Here is an 18,644-nt window from a genome sequence, read left to right on the forward strand (position 1 = left end):
TAACACTTGCTATCACATGCGGGCGGGAGATCACATGACAAACCAACAGAAAATGCCGAGCGGTGCTTTTAATAAAGAACACGCAGCCGAATATGATATTCGGTGGAAACCATTAGCGTCGATAGCAGAGGCCCTTCATCTGCTTAGCCGTAGCGCATTAAACACCCTTCCCGATGATGCCCATATACTATGCGCGGGTGTCGGGACTGGCGCAGATATCCTTGCCTTTGCCGAAACGTATCCCCGATGGCGATTTACGGGGTTCGATCCGTCAGAGGCGATGTTAGAGGTTTGCGATAATAGAATGGTCGAGGCGGGACTCGCCGGGCGATACACCCTTCACCAAGGCTACATTGAGGATCTTCCGCCAACCGAGCCTTTTGATGGTGCCGTCAGTTTTCTGGTTTCGCATTTTATTACCGAAGAGAAAGAGCGTTCGGGTTTTTTCCGCGCGATTGCGGATCGGCTTTCGCCCGGCGCGCTTTATCTGAACGCGGATCTCGCTGTCGATTTCAACAATGCGTCATGTGATGATCTGATGGAGATCTGGTTAAGCACGATCGCGATCACGGGAATGGGCACCGAAGGTCAGGCAAATTATCGCAAGATGTTTGGCAAAGACGTTGCGGCCCATACGCCACAACAGGTCGAAGCAATGATCGCAGCGAGCGGCTTCACAAAACCAGTTCGCTTTTATCAAGCTGCTGTAATCTGCGCATGGCTTGCCCAAAAAACCAAAACCTAATCGTCGATTTTGGCAGCGGCCCTGACGAGATTGATAAACTCGGCACGGTCGCCATGGGGGTCGTCGCCTTTGGTTGAAGTCGCCAACGCAAGCAGTTCTTTATACGAGTATTTATCGGTATACCCCGCCCGCTGAAGCTTTTGACCAAACGCAGCGACAGCAGCAGCAAAGCCTGCGTCGGCTGGTGCGTCAGAAAGTTGTTCAAATATTCCTGCGGTGGGGACGGGCTGTTCAATCAAACGGCTTTCATCTTCGTTTGGTAATTTGTACCGGAGGCGCACAAACGCCAGCTCGTCTTTGTTGCCATCCGCCCCACTGTTATTTCCCGAAGCGGCAGTTTGATAACGAAGGTCATCAATCAACCGCGCGTCAGATCCCGTCAGCGCCAATTCATAAAGCGCTGTCACCGTGTGGCCTGAGCCAATATCACCGGCATCAATTGCATCATTGTTGAAATCTTCGCGGTTCAAAAGCCGTGTTTCATATCCGATCAAACGATATTCAGCGACAATCGCTGGATTGAACTCAACTTGAAATTTAAGATCATTCGCAATCGGGAAAAGCGTCGAGCGAAATTCGCGCACCAAAACTTTTCGCGCTTCATTGAGCGTATCAATATAGGCCGCGTTTCCATTGCCGGCTTGTGCCAATTTTTGGGCGATCACGTCGTTATAATTGTCTTCACCAAACCCAAGAATCGTCAAAAAGACACCGTTCTTGCGCTTGCGGGCAACAAAGTCTTCTAGGCTGTCAGCATCAACGACACCTACATTAAAATCGCCATCCGTCGCCAGAATGATCCTGTTGATTTTATCTTCGGCGAAATTTTCCTCGGCCAACTTATACGCGAGTGACAACCCTTCCCCGCCCGCCGTCGATCCGCCCGCTTCGAGTTTGTTCAAGGCCTCAATGATTTTTGTTTTTTTATTGCCGGGTGTCGGTTCAAGCACCACGCCCGCTGCGCCAGCATAGACCACAATCGACAAGCGATCATCACGCGACATCTCTTCGACCAAAAGTTCAACCGACTTCTTCACCAAAGGCAGCTTGTTGTCGGCGTTCATGGAGCCAGAGACATCAAGCAACAAAACGATGTTCGCATCCGGTGTTGTTTCTGGCTGAAGGTCATAACCCTTAACGCCAATATGCATCAGTCGTGTGCCCGCATTCCACGGGCTAGGCGTTACCCATACTGTCGGCGAAAAAGGCGCATCGGCGCTTTTCGGTTCTGTATACTGATAATCGAAATAATTGACATATTCTTCAATGCGAACCGAATCCGATGGCGGCAAATTGTTATTTTTTGAAATATAGCGCCGCATCACCGAATAAGCCGTTGTGTCAACGTCAGAAGAGAACGTCGAAACAGGTTCTTCTGATGTCAGCTTAACCGGATTAGGGTCAGTTTCTTCATATTGTTCTGTGATTTGCGGATCTGGCATCATCATGGGCGACGGCGCGCCCATAATACCGCTCACTTTTCCCATGGGCGCGAATTGGGTTCGGCCCGCATTGACCACAACCCGGTCTTCTTGCGGCGAGATATTCTCCTCCACGATCTCAGGCTGCGTCGAACAGGCCATAAGCCCCGCGACGATCAAAACACTAACGCCGAGTTTCGCAGAAAGCTTGTTCATGATCTCTCCCCAATACGCTGCCGACGCGGCAGGCTCCCCCTGCTGCGCGGTCGTCTATAAAGTCATGAAACGGCAGAAATAGGGCGGGGACAAGTCAAATCAGTGAAACAACCAATCCAACCATAATCAATCTTACCCAAGATCGCGCGCAACGCGGAAACCATTGTCAAATTCGCGAACCGTTTTGGCTTTACCGATTCTATGGCCCGACCGCAGCCGCCAACCGCCAGAGTTCCACGCGCCCCCTTTTAGGACGCGGCGATTACAGTCGCCATTGCTTCGCGGTGATCCATCGCCCGCGCCACCTGTGTGGGATGGCGACCAGCAATCACTTGTCCACTCCCATGCGTTACCGTGCATATCAAACAATCCAAATGCGTTCGGCGCGAAGCTTGCGACGGGTACAGTCCGTTTACGGAATGTTTCTTTCTTGCCGCCATACGGAAATTGGCCATTAAAATTAGCGCGCGCGATGGTCAACGTTCCGTCAAAGCCAAACGGACTGGTTGTGCCGGCACGCGCGGCATATTCCCATTCGGCCTCGCTTGGCAGACGATAATTCCGCCCGGTCTTGTTCGATAACCATGCAGTATAGGCCTGCGCATCTTCGTAAGAAACGCTCACCACTGGGTGTTTATCGCGGCCCCACCCGTGGTCCGGCGCGCGATAAGATTTGCAACCGCCATCATTCACACATGCGTCCCATTGGGCAAAGGTAACCTCGCGTGAGCTGAGCGCATACCGGCGATCAATCGCGACTTCTAACAACGGTCCTTCAGATTTGTCGGTTGCACCCATCAAAAAGCGGCCCGTCGGGATCATCGCCATATCAGGGCAATCAACACACTCCTTAAAGTAATTGCCTTCGAACGCGCCATCGGTGACGGTGACTGGGAGCGGCGTCACCGCCGTCGCCTCGCCAGTACTTTCAGCACTAACGGCCGTGACTAACGTTTCCATTGCGTCACCGTCGGTGGTTTCCTGATTCGCACTCATATCAGCCGCGGCCAGATCATCAGGCACCGTTGTATCGCTATCGACCAGCTCGCCCATTTCATCCGTAGGCAATGCATCATTCACAGACACCATTGGCAGCGTCAAAATATCTTGCGGTGCGCCCGTACTATTCACGCTTGCGAGATTGCTGGGGATGGTTGGCGAGGGATCGGGCACAATCTCCGGCGCTTGCGGTGTCGCAACCATCTGTTGCGCCTCTGGTACCGGCAAAACGATCGGCACAAGAATGGCTGTGGCCGCCGCCATCAATACCAAACCGATTGTACCGCCCACCGCTACGTCGCGCGCATGAAAACGTACCGGCGGCGCACGACGCGTCAAAAACGGCGGTAGAGTTTCCATTTCATCCGCAGGCGTTCTAACTGCTTCTGGGTAATAATCATCATCGACCGCTGTGCCTTCAAATGATGGCGCAACCTCTTCGGTCATGGGGGTCACGGGTTCTTCGGGCGCGGCCCAAACCAAACCATCTTGTAGTTTCATACGGCTATGGGTGAGCTGTATTTCTTCAAGGATAAACCGAAAGCGCGGATCATCCGCTGCGCCGGACCAACCTGACAAATCCACCGGCGGCAATGCCTCAAACCCGCCGGGCGGTGTCGCACCATTCACAGCTACAGGAATAAGCGCACCCCGCGCCATCGCATCAAATGCCTGTTGGTGTAGCCGCGCTAGCTTCGCGGCGGCATGGGTCCACAAAACAATTGCCGCGCTATCACTTTCTTGGGGTAGGTTACTGTCGTCATTCTCGGTTTCCGAAAAGATCCGTTTTGTGACATGGCCAGCATTACTCAACGCGGCGGCAATTTTCTCGCCCAGCGCTTCATCGCGCGGTGCATGGATAATAGAGATGGCTGACATATTGGATCGTTTCTAAAGCGGTATAATTGGTTCGCCGATAGGCTGCGCAAAATATGGACACCGCTCTTCTAAGGCGAATCGATGCGATCCGCCGATAGGCGTTAACTAAAAGTTTTGCAAGGAAACATTGGGGAAAAGTCTTAGCGCATTGGTAGAATTAACGAAAATTTGTTCTTGATATGTTCTGCTATTTCATTCATGGTCCCATCCATTCAATGCCTTAGGCATCAGATCCCTGCAATGCGGGGGCGACACAGCAGGGGAGAGCCATGGTCGCGCAGATAACTACATTTGCATTTCACGGGGTCGATGCCCAACCGGTTACTGTTCAGGTTCAGCTAACCAATGGGTCAAATGCGTTCACCATTGTGGGGCTACCCGACAAAGCGGTTTCCGAAGCGCGGGAGCGTGTGCGCGCGGCGCTGGCTGCGGTGGGTTTGGGTCTTCCCGTAAAGCGGATCACCGTAAATCTTGCGCCGGCGGACCTCCCGAAAGAGGGCAGCCATTTCGACCTGGCGATTGCGCTTGGGTTGTTAATTGAAATGGGTGCCGCCCCCAATGATGCTGCCCATGGGTTTGCGGTAATGGGCGAATTGGGCCTTGATGGATCGATCTCCGCGTGCGCAGGTGCATTGCCTGCGGCGGTCGCAGCCAATGCCATGGGGCTTGGCTTGATCTGTCCTGAGGCGAGTGGGCCTGAGGCGGCATGGGCCGGTGGCGACGCCACGATTTTGGCACCGAAATCAATTATTCAACTGGTCAATCACTTCAAGGGTACGCAAGTTTTATCGCCGCCAACGCCCGGCACATTAGAAGCCGCCCCGGCTATCCCCGACCTTGTTGACGTTAAGGGGCAGGAAACCGCAAAACGCGCACTCGAAATTGCCGCGGCCGGTGGCCACAATCTTTTAATGGTCGGTCCGCCAGGGGCAGGAAAGTCGATGTTAGCGGCGCGCCTTGCGGGGCTTTTGCCGCCGCTTTCGCCCGCTGAAATGCTTGAGGTTTCAATGGTCCAATCCCTAGCGGGATTATTGGAAGGTGGCCGCCTCACCCGCGCACGCCCCTTCCGTGCGCCACATCATTCCGCGTCTATGGCAGCAATGATTGGTGGCGGTATGCGAGCGAGGCCGGGGGAGGCCTCGCTCGCACATCTCGGCGTTTTGTTTCTAGATGAACTGCCAGAATTCGCGGCAACCGTTTTGGATAGCCTACGGCAGCCCCTTGAAACCGGTGATGTTTTGATCGCACGGGCTAATTACCATGTGCGTTACCCGGCACGTTTCCAATTGATTGCTGCCATGAACCCCTGTCGATGCGGCTACGGTAAAGCCAGTGGTCGGGCCTGTGGACGCGGACCAAATTGTGAAGAAGTTTATCAATCGCGGATTTCTGGGCCCATGCTCGACCGGATGGATTTATCAATCGAACTTCCCGCCGTCACACCGGCTGATCTTGCTGCGCCAGCTAATGGCGAAACCACTGCTGAGGTGGCTGCACGTGTCGCAGCAGCCCGATCTGCGCAATCGGATCGGATGAACACACAACCCACCAATCCAGCGCCATCCCCATCCAATGCGGCCATGAGCGACGCAGATCTCGCAAAATTTGCGACCCCTGACCAAGAAGGCACTGCGCTTTTATCACGCGCGGCAGAAGCCTTGGGGCTTTCCGCGCGGGCATATACGCGAATTTTACGGGTCGCACGAACACTGGCTGATCTTGATTCAAGCGATGGCGTTCGGCGACGGCATGTCGCCGAAGCCGTCAGCTTTCGTCGCCGCAGTGACCCCGGCGCACCGCTTCCGGCCGCAACGACATCGCGAATTGCGTCGTAATTCTAAGATTTAATTGAATTTATTGAGCTAATTAACCAATCCTATCAACCATTTTTCAAGGCCCTGACCCCATGATGAGCCATCAAATTTCGTGGGGGTTCGACCATCAATGCCGCATTCAGGCGCAACAAATTCCAAATCTCAAGAACTCATTCTCGTCTGTGATGCTGGCGGGTTTATTCGGTTTGTATCCCAAAGCTTTGCCCAGCTTTTTGGCGCGCCGGTAGACAGTTGGCACGGGCGTCCATTTGCGCCAGGTGGCGACACGGCAAAAAAAGGCGCGCCCGCACGTTATAAAACCGAAGCCCGGGTCGGTGATCGTGATCTAATTGTAAGTTGGACCGAGACCCTTCTTGATGGCAATGAGCGGCTTTATGTAGGCTCACCAGAATCTCTATCAGACGGTGATATGCCTGAAAAAAGATCCACAGATGTGATCACCACTCAATCGAATGGCGACACTGAAACTGTTGATCCTAAATTGCAGTTACTAGCCACCATGAGCCACGAAATGCGTACGCCGCTCAATGGTATTCTCGGCATGACGTCATTATTACTCGATACCAATCTTGAGCCGAACCAACGCGCTTATGCAGAATCAGTTCGCGAGTCCGGAGTATCACTCCTTGCGCTGATTAATGATTTGTTGGATTTCTCTAAGATCGAAGCGGGTCGGTTAGAAATAGACCACGCGCCCTTCAGCCCACAGAACCTTGTGCAATCCGTTGCGGAATTACTTTCCACCAAAGCCGCCGACAAAGGCGTAGAGCTAACGGCCTATGTTGATAGTGCCGTCCCGAAACAACTTTTCGGTGATGAAGCCCGATTGCGACAGGTCTTGATAAACCTGGCCGGGAACGGCGTAAAATTCACTGACCGCGGCGGTGTTGGCATTGAAGCGCGCCTTATCAATGCCGAAAACGGCACCGCCCATGTTGTCTTTTCTGTTCGTGATACGGGCATTGGCATTCCCGAAGACAAGCAAGCCAGCATATTTGAAGAATTCTCTCAGGCCGAATCCGATCTGGCGCGCCGCCGCGAGGGGACAGGGCTTGGCTTAGCCATCGCGCGTAAAATCGTGCTGGCCATGAATGGTGACATCACATTTGCTTCTACCCCTGATGAAGGCAGCACATTCGCGTTCACAATTGATCTGAATTACGAAGGCGATGCGCCCGCAAAACCCACACAATTTGAACCACCCGTTGTTATTGCCACCCAATCAGATGTGCTTTCGCGCAGCATCGAGCTACAGCTTGGTGCGATTGGGGCCAACAAAATCCACAAAGTGACCAATTCGGCTGACGCGATTTCTGTCATGAAACAATATCCAGACGCGATTCTGCTTTGCGACATCTTAGTTGCGGGTGAAAGCGGTGAACCACTCGCGAAAATGGCCGCGCGGTCTTATGTATTGTTGTCGCCGATGACCCGCGATCGGATCAATGAAATGCGCGATGCCGGATTTAACGGTTATTTTATCAAACCTATTCGGCAATCATCCCTACACCAACAGTTATTTGAGGATGACGTAAAAGCCCCCGCGCCTGTTAAACCAAAGCCGCAAAATCCCGAAGACAAAACTTATCGTGTGTTGCTTGCCGAGGATAACCAGATCAACGCAGTTCTTGCGACCACAATCATCAAACGCGCAGGCCATAGTGTTGATGTTGCGCCAAATGGCGAAGAAGCCGTCAAGATGATCCGGTCTCAGGATTATGATATTGTTCTGATGGACATGCACATGCCCGAAGTTGACGGACTTGAAGCGACCCGGCGCATCCGGAACCTGGATACTGATATGCGGCGTGTGCCAATCATTGCACTTACAGCCAATGCCATGGCCGCCGACCGCCAGAAATGTATCGCTTCGGGGATGGATGACTTTTTGTCAAAACCGTTCGAGCCAAAAGACCTAACCAACCTTTTGGCAAAGTGGGGCGAGAGCGGCAGCAAATACAGCGAAGCATCGTAATAAAAAATCCCGATACCCTAGGGCTGTGGTGCCTTTATTTAACCCAAAAACGCAAGTAGCGTCGCCGTCATGACACAGACATCGCGCGCCGACGACGGCAAGACATCACTTTTGAAATCACTTGCCGCTTATCTACGGGCGCGCAGCGTCGTCATGTTGCTGCTTGGCTTTTCGGCCGGGCTGCCCTTTTACATGATCTATCAAAACCTTTCGCTTTGGCTGGCCGAGGCAGGGGTCGAAAAAAGCGAAATCGGCCTTTTTGCGTGGACGGGTTTTGCATTTTCATTCAAATTTCTTTGGGCACCGATGGTGGATCGAACCCCGATACCGGTCCTTGAAAAAATTGTCGGTCGGCGTCGCGCATGGATGGCCGCCGCGCAAATTGGTATCGCGCTGACGTTATTGGCTATGTCCGCCGCCAATCCAGCTGGGAATCTTTGGGTGGTCGCGCTGATCGCCGTTGCTATGGCTTTCGCGGCTGCGACCCAAGATATAGCGATTGACGCATGGCGCATTGAAGCGGCGACCGACGAAGAACAAGGCGTCATGGCAGCCATGTATCAATATGGCTACCGTGTCGCGATTATGGTCGCGGGTGCGGGCGCATTATTTGTTGCAGATCAAGTAAACTGGCCCGCCGCGTATCAATTCATGGCGCTATTGATGGGGATTGGTCTGTTGACGGTGCTGTTTGCACCCAAGGTCGAGGTCCGGGCCTACGAACCACCACCACGTGCACCATTAGCGCAAACATTTTCGCGTTCGGTCGTCGGCCCCTTCCGTGATTTTTACTCGCGCTTTGGCGTCCACGCGCTAGTGATCTTGTTGTTCATCGCTTTGTTCCGCGTACCCGATTTTCTGATGGGTTATATGGCGGGCCCGCTTTATATCGATCTTGGCTATGACAAAACAACAATTGGCGCGATCCGATCAGGCGCTGGGCTTTTTGCGACGTTGTTCGGGGTTTTTGCTGGCGGCATTTTGGTCGCCCGGTTTGATTTTCGATGGACCCTTTTGATCGGCGTTCTCGCGCAATCGCTCACGAACCTAATCTATAGTTGGTTGGCCCTATCGGACGCCACCACAGGCGGTTTGGCCTTTGCGGTCATCGCCGACAATATCGCTTATGGCGCTGCGGGCACGATACTAATTGCTTATATGTCGAGCCTGACCAACACTGCGTTTACCGCCACACAATATGCGTTGTTTAGCTCGTTTTATGCCCTACCCGGAAAATTCGTCGGCGGGTTTTCTGGCTTTATGGTCGAGGGGGTTGGTTATGCTTGGTTCTTTGCGATCACGGCCATTATCGGCCTACCCGCGGCGATATTGGTGTTCTTTTTAAAACAGTCAGAAAAACGCTTTGAAGCCGAACCGCCAGCCAGTTAACCAGCCGCCAGACAATCATCAAGGTCTGGCTTTTCTTCGCCAGACTCATGGGCTGTTGCATCCACATGTTCTACTTTTGGAATGCCTAGTTCATCAGGATAGAGAATAATGACCAAAGTACAGGTTTTTAGGGCATAACGACGAAATTCGCCTTCGCCCTCGCGTCGGGTCAGTGCCGGTTCGCCGAGCGTCGCGTCGATAGTTTTATCGTTCACGCCCAACAAATCATCGAGCATAAAAACCGGTGCGGCGGGTTTTTTGGGCTTAGCATCGGTTGTAATTTCTGGCTCGGTGTTTGGTGCGGTGCTACAGGCCGCAATCAGGGAAAGGCCTGTGATCATTGCGAAAATACGAAACTGGCTCATTCGATCCCTTAAAATTTAACTCCGTCGCAGACGATAGGCGCGCGGTCGCCCAAGAACAACAGCCCACATTCCACAACGGCCCAACCACCACGAAGACAACTCCATAAGCTGCCTCTGCCTTGCTCTCATGGCATGAGCTACCTATAAGCCGTGCGGGAAAAAGCTGTCCATAAGGAATTTTGATGTCTCAACCTAATCTCGACGTTATTGGCGTCGGCAATGCAATCGTTGACGTTCTCGCCAAAGCCGATGATGCCTTTTTAGCGGCTCACGATATTCCAAAAGGTGGGATGCTGTTGATCGATGAAGAGCACGCCAGCGTTATTTACAAAGATATGGCGGCGGCCGTTGAAATTTCAGGCGGGTCGGCTGCAAACTCTATCGCGTGTATAGCCTCACTCGGCGGACATGGCGGATTTGTTGGCAAAGTCTCAGAAGACACCCTTGGCGATATTTTTCGCCATGACTTGCGGGCGCTCGGTGTTGAGTTTGATACCAAACCACTCACCGAAGGCCCAGGCACTGGTCGGTGTTTGATCAATGTCACCGAGGATGCCCAGCGTTCGATGACGACATTTCTTGGCTCCGCTGGTTATGTTGAACCTGATGATATTGACCCGGCACAAATCAAACGCGCAGCGATTACATTTTTTGAAGGTTATCTATTTGAACAACCGGTCGCCCGTGAAGCCTTTATTCGCGCATGTCAGATCGCCAAAGATGACGGCAAGAAAACCGCATTGACCCTTTCTGATGCAAGCTGCGTTGAGCGCCAATTCGATGTTTTGCATGATTTCATTGGCAAAAATGTTGATATCCTTTTGGCCAATGATGTTGAGGCCGCTGCGCTTTTTGAAACCGATGACATTGAAGCAATCGCAGAAAAAGCCCGCAAGCTTTGTCCGCTTACGGCGGTTACGCGTTCAGAACAGGGGTCAGTCCTGATCCCGCGTGATGGCGATATTGTCTATGTTGATGCGATCCCGCCCACCGCGCTTGTGGATACAACTGGGGCTGGTGATGCCTATGCGGCGGGGCTGCTATTCGGTCTTGCTCGCGGCTTTTCATTGGATAAAGCTGGCAAACTCGGGTCGATTGCCGCTTGTGAAATTATTAGCCACTTCGGTGCGCGGCCATCTGAGAGTCTTAAAGATCTTGCGCAAAAAGCGAGTCTTTTATAGGGGATAACGGATGAAACGCTGGCAGATCGGTTTATTACTTATAACGATACTTGCTGGCGTTTTAATCTGGAAGCGAGAACCCCTCGCCTTTGCGTGGTTTACATCGAAACTTGAAAAAACCACGCTGGCCGAACGCATAAATTTACTTGATGACGCGATTGAAATTCGCCTTCCTGACGGCATTGGCCCGTTTCCGGTTGTTCTACAGTTTCATGGGTGCGCCGGCATTCGCCCGGAATTTCAACATCAGTGGGCGGACATTGCCAACAATAATGGCTATGCGGCAGTAATCATCGATAGCAATTCACCGCGCGGCTATTCCCGCGAGGAATCCATTGCTGTGATTTGCGCCGGTCAAGACCTTTTGGGGTTTGAACGCGCCGGTGATGTTTTTGCTGCGCTTGAATTTGTGGAACAAGATCAACGACTGGATGAAGACCGGATTATCTTAGCCGGTTGGTCCCACGGCGCATGGACCATCATGGATTTTCTAACCATGGACACCAGAAAAGCACCGCCGGGTATTAGCGATAGCGAGGTTTCTGTTCCTGACATTGATGGGGCGATTTTGTTTTATCCCTATTGTGGTTTCGGAACCTTGACCCGGTTCAAGCCGCTAAGCCAATCGCCAAAAATGCTTAGTTTTGTGGCGGGTTCCGATGAGGTCGTGAACGCACAGGAATGTCTGACCTATTTCGAAAAACGAAAACGACGCGATCCCTCATTAGAATTTATTACCTATACGGATGCAAATCATGTATTCGATGACCCGTTTTTAGAGCCGGATTATATTCATTGGTATAATGAAGAATATTTCAAAGATGCTGTTTCGCGCTATGAAAATTTCTTGCAGTCCGCAAATTAGGCCTTGGTCGCGCGCGCAATAATGTCTTCATAGGCGGCTTCAACTTCGGCTCGTGTCCCCTCAAGGGATTGACCGGAATTGATCACATAGTCTGCCCGCTGTCGTTTTTGTTCGTCGGGTAATTGAAGCCGCAAAATTGCTTCAAATTTTTCAACAGTCATACCCGGGCGGGCCAAAACACGGTCGCGCTGAATTTTCTCGCCAGCACTAACGACAACTGTTGCATCGAAAAACTTATCGCTCGCATTTTCAAACAACAGCGGAATATCAAGGACTGCCACAAGCGCGCCAGCATGGGCCGCAGCCGTCATAAAGCGTTCGCGGTCTTCCCCCACAAGGGGGTGCACAATATCCTCAAGCTGTTGTAATGCCTCAGCATTATTCAAAACCAAGGTTGCGAGACGACCACGATCGACCTGACCATCGACTATTGTATCGGGAAATACTTTTTCAATCGCGCGCACAGCCAGACCATCTTTTTCATAAAGACGGTGGACCGCATCATCCGCATTCCAAGTGGCTGCACCCAACCCTGCGAACATTCGTAAAACCGTTGACTTTCCCATGCCGATAGATCCGGTGAGACCAATTTTAATCATGCTGTTTCTCGTCTTTTGATCTCTGTAAGGAGTGTTTGTTTTAACGCCGCATCGACAATGCCGGTACCACCAAACCATTGCTTAAAGCCAGGGACCGCCTGATGCATTAACATCGAAAGCCCGTCAATCGTATGCTGACTGCTGGCGGCTTTTAACAAGGGTGTTTCAAGCGGTGAATATACGATATCAGCAACAATAGATTTAGGTTTAAGTGTGTTTAAATCAATTTCAAGCGACGGTTGACCGGTCATTCCAAGGCTTGTGGTATTGACCAATATGTCTGCCGTATCAAGATTATTGCTACGACGATCCCAATCAACAACATCAAGGGAAAATTCGTCCGCCAATGCTTCGGCTTTTTCACGGGTGCGATTGGTAATCGTAATTTTTTTAAGGCCAAGGCTTTGTAGCGCTAAAATGATGCCGCGCGCGGCACCACCAGCCCCCAGAACCAGCCCATGAATACCCGGATTAGTGCTTTGCTCTTTGACCGCATTTGCAAAACCAACAACATCCGAATTATCAGCATAGATATGGTCTTTTTGGAATGTCAGCATATTCGCTGCACCCGCTTTTTTGGCAATCTCGCTCGCCTCATCCGCCAACCGTAAAGCGTTTTCTTTATGGGGTTTGGTTACATTCACACCCGCGAACCTGACCCGGCGTAGTCCGTTGATAATTTGGCGAAATTCATCTTCGCTCGGCGGAACAGCAACGGGTACATAATAGCCATTAATGCCAGCACGATGCGCCCATGTGGAATGGATTACTGGCGATAAAGAATAGGTGACCGGCCAGCCAACGACACCAGCAAGGATTGGGGGATTGCTCATTTAATAAGCCAAAATATTTTCGCGCCGTAATAGGGCGAGTAATGGAAATAATGACAGCCCTAGCACTGCGTAATGATCGCCAACAATTTGGTCGAACAATCGCGCACCAAGTTTTTCGATTTGATAGGCCCCGACACTATGGAGAATTTCAGGGCCAGCTTCACGAAGATAGATATCGACTTCGTGTTCAGTTAGGGAACGCATATATAATGTTGGCCGGTCGAGATTTCGCCAGACAATTTCGCCATCTCGGGCGACCGCAATCGCGTTGATCAATGTATGTGATGCGCCTTGGGTTTCTAAAATTCGCGATTTTGCTTCGGCCATTGATTTTGGTTTATCATAGGCCCGGCCTTCAAATTCCATGATCTGATCAGAACCAATGACTATTCCGGGTTCACGCGAAGCAACCGCCATACATTTTGCCTCGGCTAAAAGCATCGCTGTTTGTTCGAGATCTATTCCGTCGGCTTGGGCCTGTTGTTTAATTTCATCCTCATCCACATTGGGCTTGATCACACCAAACGGCACCTCGGCCCCGTCTAAAATCGCAGCCCGAATGGAACTACCGGAAGCTAAAATTACGCGCTGAGGAGTTGTCATCGATTTTGTCTGGCTGATAATTTCGTAAGAATGGCGGCGGCTGTTTCTTCAACGGATTTTCGCGTGACATCAATGGTCGGCCAGCGATGTTTTGTATAAAGCCGTTTCGCCGCCAACACTTCTTTTCGGATAGCGTCTAAATCGGAATAATCCTCAACTGCGGCCTCTGCGTTTAATCCGCCAAGCCGACTTTTTCGAATTTGGGTTAAACGCTCTGGTGAAGCCACCAACCCAACAACCATTGGTTTTCGCAGGGCAAATAATTCTTCGGGCGGCGGCGAGGTTGGCACCAACGGAATATTCGCCGCTTTGATCCCGCGATTTGCTAGATACATACAAGTTGGGGTCTTCGAGGTACGGCTGACGCCAACGACCACAACATCCGCAGGCTCAAGGTCCCAGACCATCTGGCCATCATCATGGGCAAGCGTGTAATCGAGCGCGGCAATCCGTTTGAAATAAGCATCATCAAGCTGATATTGCGCACCGGTTTTCATGGTCTGCTCTAACCCGAGATAATCGGTGAAGGCATGACGCAATGGATCGAGCACAGAGATTGCTGGCGTTTGTAATTCGCTGCACCGGATCTCCAGGAGCCGGCGTAACTCCGGATTGATCACCGTATAGAGCACCAAACCAGGAGACGCTTCTATTTCCGCAAGCGCGCGTTCCATTTGTGCCCGTGATCGAATAAGCGCGTAGATATGTTCAAGCGGTTTTGCGGCATTAAACTGCGATGCCGTTGCTTTGAGCATTGCATTTAGCGTTTCACCGGTTGAATCCGATACAAGATGAACATGAAAGTAGGTCGCAAGCGGCTGTTTTTTTCGCACTACTTTTTCCGTGGAAGTCATATTTTCTGCCGTTTTTTCCATTAATTGCGCACTTCTACCCAGTTATGATTCAACCCTGTGGAATTATAGGGGAAAGGTTCGTCAATTCGCGAGTGGCAATTTAGCCCCATGTATAACTGCCCGAGTCATACCAGTGAGGCGCCCAAGGGGATTTGAAAAGTATGACCGGTCATACTTTGCTCCCCCTTTTTGCTAGGTCTACAGGATGAATCAAGGGCGCCAAATATTATCCACATTGTTTTTCAAATACGCTGCGGCGTTTGATCGGCTTTTCAACAGACTTAGGAAGACTTATTCCCACCGGTGAATCTCTGGGGGAATTTACGGTATCTTCAGGGGATTCGACTTTCCGGTGACTTTTTCCCCGGGATTCAGCCTGACTCTTAATATTAATACTTTATTAAGAAATCTTTATAGAAAGTTAAGAGGAAAGAATTGCGTGGTATGACCAAAGACGCAAACGACCCACAATCGGGCGAAGCTCAGTCAAAGTTCATTCGGACATTTGAAGGTGACGTTTCAGCAGTTCCACCAATGTGGTTCATGCGACAAGCAGGTCGCTATTTGCCGGAATACCGAAAGCTAAGAGCGCAAGCCGGTTCGTTTCTCGATCTTTGCTATAATCCCGAGCTTGCCTCCGAGGTCACACTTCAACCGGTAAGGCGGTTTGATCTCGATGCAGCAATTCTCTTTGCGGATATTCTTTTGATCCCGCAGGCTCTTGGTCAGGATTTGCGATTTGTTGAAGGCGAAGGACCGAGGCTTTCACCGACCGTTAGCGAAAAAGACCTCGATCTATTCCGAAAGCGCGATGTTCATGAGACGCTTTCACCAGTTTACGAGACCGTGGCAAAAACCAAAGCCGCTCTCGGTAATGATAAAGCGCTGATCGGTTTTGCCGGTGCGCCATGGACGGTCGCGACCTATATGCTGGCTGGCGGCCCGATGAAGGACCCAGCGGTTTTGCGCCGGCAGTTTTATGAAAATCATGATTTCATCATGGGGCTTATCGACGTGCTTTGCGAAAAGACCGTTGAATATTTGATTGCACAGATTGATGCCGGTGCCGACGCCGTTCAACTTTTTGATACGTGGGCGAGTGGTCTACCTGCGCCAGTGCTGGATGCGGTTTCTGTCCGTCCGCTTGATCATATCGCTGGTCAAATTAAAAAGGCACGACCTGGTGTTCCGGTCATCTTATTTCCAAAAGGTGTCGGCGAAAAACTAAGCGAATATGGTTTGTTGAGAAATTGCGATGGCGTCGGCATTGATTATGCCATGGACCCTAGTTGGGCCAGAACCCATTTGCCGGGCCGTGTGGTCGTCCAGGGTGGGCTTGATCCGCTTTTAGTCGTTGCGGGTGGTGCGCCGATGGAACGGGCCGCAGAGACCTATTTGAAGCTGTTTCATGATGTCCCGTATATTTTTAATCTCGGGCATGGCTTTATCCCGGAGACGCCGCCGGAAAATGTTGCGGCACTGGTGAAGTTTGTCAGGAGCTATCATGGCTGATTTTCTAAGCTCGATTTATCTTTGGATTAAGTCAGTGCACCTGATCATGGTCATCGCTTGGATGGCTGGCATGATGTATCTGCCGCGGTTGTTTGTTTATCAGCATCAATCTGAAAAAGGCGGCGAGGCCGAGGGCTATTTCATTCAGATGCAGCGGCGATTGATGAAGGGGATCATTAATCCGTCGATGGTTCTGGTCTGGGTTCTTGGGATTTTGATGTTGGTGGCTAATCCGGCAATTTTGTCTGCTGGTTGGTTCCACGTAAAACTGACCATTGTTGTAATTATTTCAGGAATTCACGGGTTTTATTCGTCCTCACGCCGGAAATTCGAAGCGGGCGAGCGCCCGCGCACCGAGAAATTCTGGCGGATCATGAACGAAGTCCCCTTTTTGGGCATGATCATCATCGTGATCATGGTGATTGTGAAACCGTTCTAGTTTTGCGAATCACTGATTGACGAAATCGATTGTTAGATTATATCTAGCGCAACTTTCCTTTTTTGTGCCGCCGGAAAACCTTTCTGGGCGCGCCGTTTTTTTCATTGCTGATCTATCCAATGTCTCGCGGGGAAATTCTCGCGCGGTTTTTTCTGATTGAGGAATTCCATGCTGCCTAAAACCATGTCGCTCGAAGAGCTGAAAGAAAAATCACCGGCCGATTTGGTGGCTTTCGCCGAAGAAGTTGAAGTCGAAAATGCTTCAACCATGCGAAAGCAGGATTTGCTTTTCTCGATCCTGAAAGAGCTTGCGGATCGCGATGTTGAAATTAATGGCGGCGGTGTTCTTGAAGTTCTTCCGGATGGGTTTGGTTTCTTGCGGTCACCGGATGCCAGCTATCTGGCTGGGCCAGATGATATTTATGTTTCCCCTACCCAGATCCGGCGCTTTGCGTTGCGCACCGGTGATACGGTTCAAGGCGAAATTCGCAGCCCGAAAGATGGCGAACGTTATTTTGCGCTGTTGAAAGTCCATACGATCAATTTCGAAGATCCGGAAAAAGCGCGCCACAAAGTTCACTTCGATAATTTGACACCGCTCTATCCGAACGAGCGTTTGAAAATGGAAGTTGAAGGCGCAACGTCAAAAGATTTGACAGCTCGGGTGATAGATTTGGTTGCCCCGATGGGGAAAGGCCAACGTGGTTTGATTACCGCGCCGCCACGAACCGGTAAAACCGTCATTCTTCAAAACATCGCGCATGCGATCGCGACGAACCACCCGGAAGCTTATTTGATCGTTTTGTTGATTGATGAACGTCCGGAAGAAGTGACGGACATGCAGCGCTCGGTAAAGGGTGAGGTTGTTTCTTCGACTTTTGACGAACCAGCGACCCGTCACGTTGCGGTCGCCGAGATGGTTATTGAGAAAGCAAAACGACTTGTTGAGCATGGCCGCGATGTGGTGATTTTGCTCGATTCTATCACGCGACTGGGCCGGGCATATAACACTGTGGTGCCATCATCCGGTAAAGTTCTGACCGGTGGTGTTGATGCGAATGCGCTTCAACGTCCAAAACGCTTTTTTGGTGCCGCGCGAAATATCGAAGAAGGTGGCTCATTGACGATTATCGCAACCGCGCTGATCGAGACCGGTTCAAAAATGGACGAAGTCATCTTTGAAGAATTCAAAGGGACGGGTAACTCAGAGCTTATTCTGGATCGTAAAGTCGCCGATAAGCGGACATATCCGGCCATCGACATCGCAAAATCCGGAACCCGGAAAGAAGACCTTATTACGTCGAAAACAGACCTTCAGAAAGTCTTTGTGCTTCGCCGTATTCTTTCACCGATGGGTACATCCGATGCGATTGAATTCTTGATCGATAAGTTGAAACAAACCAAATCGAACAAAGACTTCTTTGATTCAATGAATACGTAACTGTAATCATTAAATCGGATATTCGGGTCGGAACTAATCGCGATTTGTTTCATTGGTTTTTATGCGGGGACGTAAAAACCGGAGAAGCAGTTATGACTGATATTATTGCACGCGATGAAACCGCAAGCTTGATTTCCGCAGATAAAGTCGAAGGCACCGATGTTTTTAACAATGACGGTGAAAAACTCGGCTCCGTTCAAGACGTTATGCTTGATAAGCGACAGGGCAATGTTGCTTTCGCCGTTATGGCATTTGGCGGATTCTTGGGGATGGGTGAAAAACATCACCCATTACCATGGGATACACTGAATTATGACGACGAACGGGATGGCTATGTGGTGAACCTATCAAAGGAAAAACTAGAAGGTGCACCAACCATTGAACGCAACGAGACAAACCGTCTTTATGATCGTTCATATGGCGAAAAAATCTATGGATATTATGGTGTACCGCCATATTGGATGTAATAAAACGCCCGGCCAGACACAAACTGG

General features: G+C 50.9%; 17 protein-coding genes. 10 read left to right on the forward strand and 7 right to left on the reverse strand.

Translation table 11 applies throughout. The features are described 5' to 3' along the window. Positions 1-34 precede the first annotated feature (34 nt). A complete protein-coding gene (locus ABFZ84_RS04070) occupies positions 35-745 on the forward strand; it encodes an SAM-dependent methyltransferase (protein ID WP_369312643.1) in 711 nt (236 codons plus the stop codon). Here the strand turns inward: ABFZ84_RS04070 and ABFZ84_RS04075 are convergent. Both ABFZ84_RS04075 and ABFZ84_RS04080 read right to left on the reverse strand, forming a co-directional pair. After that, complete coding sequence (locus tag ABFZ84_RS04075) at positions 742-2,382, reverse strand: vWA domain-containing protein (protein WP_369312644.1); 1,641 nt, start codon at positions 2,380-2,382, stop codon at positions 742-744. The two genes, ABFZ84_RS04070 and ABFZ84_RS04075, sit on opposite strands and share 4 nt — an antisense overlap. Before the next feature lie 132 nt (positions 2,383-2,514). Further along, positions 2,515-4,260 carry an SUMF1/EgtB/PvdO family nonheme iron enzyme gene (locus tag ABFZ84_RS04080; protein ID WP_369312645.1) on the reverse strand — a complete coding sequence of 582 codons (1,746 nt, stop codon included), beginning with the start codon at positions 4,258-4,260 and terminating at the stop codon, positions 2,515-2,517. A gap of 269 nt (positions 4,261-4,529) precedes the next feature. On the opposite strand from ABFZ84_RS04080, the gene ABFZ84_RS04085 reads away from it, so the two are divergent. The 3 genes from ABFZ84_RS04085 to ABFZ84_RS04095 all read left to right on the forward strand — a co-directional run bounded on the left by ABFZ84_RS04085 (position 4,530) and on the right by ABFZ84_RS04095 (position 9,459). After that, the gene (locus ABFZ84_RS04085) at positions 4,530-6,095 is read left to right on the forward strand and encodes a YifB family Mg chelatase-like AAA ATPase (protein WP_369312646.1); all 1,566 of its coding nucleotides are present in this window, start codon (positions 4,530-4,532) and stop codon (positions 6,093-6,095) included. Positions 6,096-6,204: 109 nt separating this feature from the next. After that, entirely contained in the window at positions 6,205-8,070 is a 1,866-nt protein-coding gene (locus tag ABFZ84_RS04090) for a response regulator (RefSeq protein WP_369312647.1), read from the forward strand. A gap of 69 nt (positions 8,071-8,139) precedes the next feature. Then, a complete protein-coding gene (locus ABFZ84_RS04095) occupies positions 8,140-9,459 on the forward strand; it encodes an AmpG family muropeptide MFS transporter (RefSeq protein ID WP_369312648.1) in 1,320 nt (439 codons plus the stop codon). On the opposite strand, the gene ABFZ84_RS04100 is transcribed toward ABFZ84_RS04095, so the two are convergent. Then, positions 9,456-9,824 (reverse strand): hypothetical protein, encoded by a 369-nt coding sequence (locus ABFZ84_RS04100; RefSeq protein WP_369312649.1) that lies wholly within the window; start codon positions 9,822-9,824, stop codon positions 9,456-9,458. The two genes, ABFZ84_RS04095 and ABFZ84_RS04100, sit on opposite strands and share 4 nt — an antisense overlap. A gap of 182 nt (positions 9,825-10,006) precedes the next feature. Between ABFZ84_RS04100 and ABFZ84_RS04105 the strand changes: the two genes are divergently transcribed. Beyond that, the gene (locus ABFZ84_RS04105; RefSeq protein WP_369312650.1) at positions 10,007-11,005 is read left to right on the forward strand and encodes an adenosine kinase; all 999 of its coding nucleotides are present in this window, start codon (positions 10,007-10,009) and stop codon (positions 11,003-11,005) included. Between the two features lie 10 nt (positions 11,006-11,015). Then, on the forward strand, positions 11,016-11,870 hold the full coding sequence (locus tag ABFZ84_RS04110) for a dienelactone hydrolase family protein (protein WP_369312651.1): 855 nt from the start codon (positions 11,016-11,018) through the stop codon (positions 11,868-11,870). Here ABFZ84_RS04110 and coaE read toward each other — a convergent pair. From coaE to ABFZ84_RS04130, 4 genes are read right to left on the reverse strand one after another with little or no spacing between them, the layout of a single operon-like run. Then, the gene (coaE, locus tag ABFZ84_RS04115) at positions 11,867-12,469 is read right to left on the reverse strand and encodes a dephospho-CoA kinase (protein WP_369312652.1); all 603 of its coding nucleotides are present in this window, start codon (positions 12,467-12,469) and stop codon (positions 11,867-11,869) included. The genes ABFZ84_RS04110 and coaE overlap by 4 nt on opposite strands. Then, positions 12,466-13,302 (reverse strand): shikimate dehydrogenase, encoded by an 837-nt coding sequence (locus ABFZ84_RS04120; RefSeq protein ID WP_369312654.1) that lies wholly within the window; start codon positions 13,300-13,302, stop codon positions 12,466-12,468. Before ABFZ84_RS04120 ends, coaE begins: the two co-directional genes overlap by 4 nt. Continuing rightward, positions 13,303-13,905: a Maf family protein gene (locus ABFZ84_RS04125; protein WP_369312655.1), complete on the reverse strand. Its 603-nt coding sequence runs from the start codon at positions 13,903-13,905 to the stop codon at positions 13,303-13,305. It lies immediately after the preceding gene. Next, positions 13,902-14,738 (reverse strand): pyruvate, water dikinase regulatory protein, encoded by an 837-nt coding sequence (locus ABFZ84_RS04130; RefSeq protein ID WP_369312656.1) that lies wholly within the window; start codon positions 14,736-14,738, stop codon positions 13,902-13,904. The genes ABFZ84_RS04125 and ABFZ84_RS04130 overlap by 4 nt, the downstream gene beginning before the upstream one ends. 465 nt (positions 14,739-15,203) lie before the next feature. On the opposite strand from ABFZ84_RS04130, the gene hemE reads away from it, so the two are divergent. From hemE to ABFZ84_RS04150, 4 genes are all read left to right on the forward strand, one after another. Continuing rightward, positions 15,204-16,271: a uroporphyrinogen decarboxylase gene (hemE, locus tag ABFZ84_RS04135; RefSeq protein ID WP_369312657.1), complete on the forward strand. Its 1,068-nt coding sequence runs from the start codon at positions 15,204-15,206 to the stop codon at positions 16,269-16,271. Then, positions 16,264-16,710, forward strand: coding sequence for a protoporphyrinogen oxidase HemJ (gene hemJ, locus ABFZ84_RS04140; RefSeq protein ID WP_369312658.1), 447 nt, complete (start codon positions 16,264-16,266; stop codon positions 16,708-16,710). Before hemE ends, hemJ begins: the two co-directional genes overlap by 8 nt. Positions 16,711-16,893: 183 nt before the next feature. Further along, positions 16,894-18,150, forward strand: a complete 1,257-nt coding sequence (rho, locus tag ABFZ84_RS04145) for a transcription termination factor Rho (protein WP_369314537.1) — start codon at positions 16,894-16,896, stop codon at positions 18,148-18,150. A gap of 92 nt (positions 18,151-18,242) precedes the next feature. Continuing rightward, entirely contained in the window at positions 18,243-18,617 is a 375-nt protein-coding gene (locus tag ABFZ84_RS04150; RefSeq protein ID WP_369312659.1) for a PRC-barrel domain-containing protein, read from the forward strand. Positions 18,618-18,644 lie beyond the last annotated feature (27 nt).

The sequence above is a fragment of the Hyphococcus lacteus genome, from assembly GCF_041058985.1.
GTDB classification, from domain to species: Bacteria; Pseudomonadota; Alphaproteobacteria; order Caulobacterales; family Parvularculaceae; genus Hyphococcus; species Hyphococcus lacteus.

What these genes read in the sequence shown, in the direction of transcription:
- ABFZ84_RS04095 (WP_369312648.1), top strand. Translation starts at nt 8,140, where the DNA reads ATGACACAGACATCGCGCGCCGACGACGGCAAGACATCACTTTTGAAA.
- ABFZ84_RS04075 (WP_369312644.1), bottom strand. Translation starts at nt 2,382, where the DNA reads ATGAACAAGCTTTCTGCGAAACTCGGCGTTAGTGTTTTGATCGTCGCG.
- ABFZ84_RS04100 (WP_369312649.1), bottom strand. Translation starts at nt 9,824, where the DNA reads ATGAGCCAGTTTCGTATTTTCGCAATGATCACAGGCCTTTCCCTGATT.
- hemJ (WP_369312658.1), top strand. Translation starts at nt 16,264, where the DNA reads ATGGCTGATTTTCTAAGCTCGATTTATCTTTGGATTAAGTCAGTGCAC.
- ABFZ84_RS04105 (WP_369312650.1), top strand. Translation starts at nt 10,007, where the DNA reads ATGTCTCAACCTAATCTCGACGTTATTGGCGTCGGCAATGCAATCGTT.
- ABFZ84_RS04110 (WP_369312651.1), top strand. Translation starts at nt 11,016, where the DNA reads ATGAAACGCTGGCAGATCGGTTTATTACTTATAACGATACTTGCTGGC.
- ABFZ84_RS04090 (WP_369312647.1), top strand. Translation starts at nt 6,205, where the DNA reads ATGCCGCATTCAGGCGCAACAAATTCCAAATCTCAAGAACTCATTCTC.
- ABFZ84_RS04150 (WP_369312659.1), top strand. Translation starts at nt 18,243, where the DNA reads ATGACTGATATTATTGCACGCGATGAAACCGCAAGCTTGATTTCCGCA.
- ABFZ84_RS04070 (WP_369312643.1), top strand. Translation starts at nt 35, where the DNA reads ATGACAAACCAACAGAAAATGCCGAGCGGTGCTTTTAATAAAGAACAC.
- coaE (WP_369312652.1), bottom strand. Translation starts at nt 12,469, where the DNA reads ATGATTAAAATTGGTCTCACCGGATCTATCGGCATGGGAAAGTCAACG.
- ABFZ84_RS04080 (WP_369312645.1), bottom strand. Translation starts at nt 4,260, where the DNA reads ATGTCAGCCATCTCTATTATCCATGCACCGCGCGATGAAGCGCTGGGC.
- ABFZ84_RS04120 (WP_369312654.1), bottom strand. Translation starts at nt 13,302, where the DNA reads ATGAGCAATCCCCCAATCCTTGCTGGTGTCGTTGGCTGGCCGGTCACC.
- rho (WP_369314537.1), top strand. Translation starts at nt 16,894, where the DNA reads ATGTCGCTCGAAGAGCTGAAAGAAAAATCACCGGCCGATTTGGTGGCT.
- hemE (WP_369312657.1), top strand. Translation starts at nt 15,204, where the DNA reads ATGACCAAAGACGCAAACGACCCACAATCGGGCGAAGCTCAGTCAAAG.
- ABFZ84_RS04085 (WP_369312646.1), top strand. Translation starts at nt 4,530, where the DNA reads ATGGTCGCGCAGATAACTACATTTGCATTTCACGGGGTCGATGCCCAA.
- ABFZ84_RS04125 (WP_369312655.1), bottom strand. Translation starts at nt 13,905, where the DNA reads ATGACAACTCCTCAGCGCGTAATTTTAGCTTCCGGTAGTTCCATTCGG.